General features: G+C 73.0%; 1 protein-coding gene. It reads left to right on the plus strand.

Annotated features, from left to right (window positions below):
• The coding region (locus tag AB0G02_RS42275) for a hypothetical protein (RefSeq protein ID WP_360806839.1) at nt 1-1,011 on the plus strand (1,011 nt) is incomplete at its 5' end.
• Nucleotide 1,012 lies beyond the last annotated feature (1 nt).

Below are 1,012 nucleotides of genomic sequence, written 5' to 3' on the forward strand. Positions count from 1 at the left end.
CACCGCGTCATAGCCGACAACGACCACGGCCACGTCATCGGCGTCGCCTCCGGCACCGGCGCACCGCACGCCGTGCACTGGGCCCGCGGCAGCGCCGGCGTCGACCTCGGTCCGGGCATCCCGTCCGCCCTCAACCAGGTCGGTCAGGTGGTGGTCCAGGAGGCCGTCAACGGCGCGGGCCCCTACGTCCAGCGGCCGCGGATCTGGCAGGCCGGCAAGGTCACCGACATCACGCCGAGCGGTTCCGGCTGGGTCGTCGCCGCCGCGATCAACAACAACGGCGTGGTGCCGATGACCTACTCCACGTCCCCGTCCGGGTACCACCAGGAACGCGCGGTGGTCTGGAAGGACGGCAGGCACGTGTCGCTGCCGTTGTCCGGGCCGCACCTGTGGCTGAGCGCGATCAACGACGCCGGGGTGGTCGCGGGCGCCAAGCTGCCCATGTTCGGCAGCGGCGCGTACGCGTTCCGCTGCGTGACCACCTCGACCTGCGAGCCGCTGGCCGCGGTGCCGGGCTCGGGCGTGTACGACATCAAGGCGATCAACGAGGCCGGGGTGGTGGTCGGCAACGAGGACACGCAGGCGCTGCGCTGGGACGGCACGTCCGTGACGGTGCTGAGCACGTCCGGCGGGGTGGCGAACGGCACGCAGGCGCTCAACGAGCGCGGTGACGTCGTCGGCTGGAGCACGGACGCGGGCGGCACCTCCAGGGCGACGCTGTGGCCGGCCGGCGGGAAGCCGGTGGACCTGGGGGTGCCCGGTCCGTCCGAGGCGTCGGCGGTGAACGAGCGCGGTGACGTGGTCGGCTGGACGTCGGCGGACAACCCCGACGCGCCCCGCGCGTTCCTGTGGCGCGACGGGAAGGTCACCTACCTGGGCTCGCTCGGCGGCGCGCACAGCCTGCCGGTGGCGTTGAACGACCGGGGCACGATCGTCGGCGAGAGCACCACCGCGGACGGCACGCTCAAGGCCGTGAAGTGGACCCTGGTCACCACCACTCCCACGCGCTGAC

The sequence above is a fragment of the Actinosynnema sp. NPDC023658 genome, from assembly GCF_040639995.1.
Taxonomy (GTDB): Bacteria; Actinomycetota; Actinomycetes; order Mycobacteriales; family Pseudonocardiaceae; genus Actinosynnema.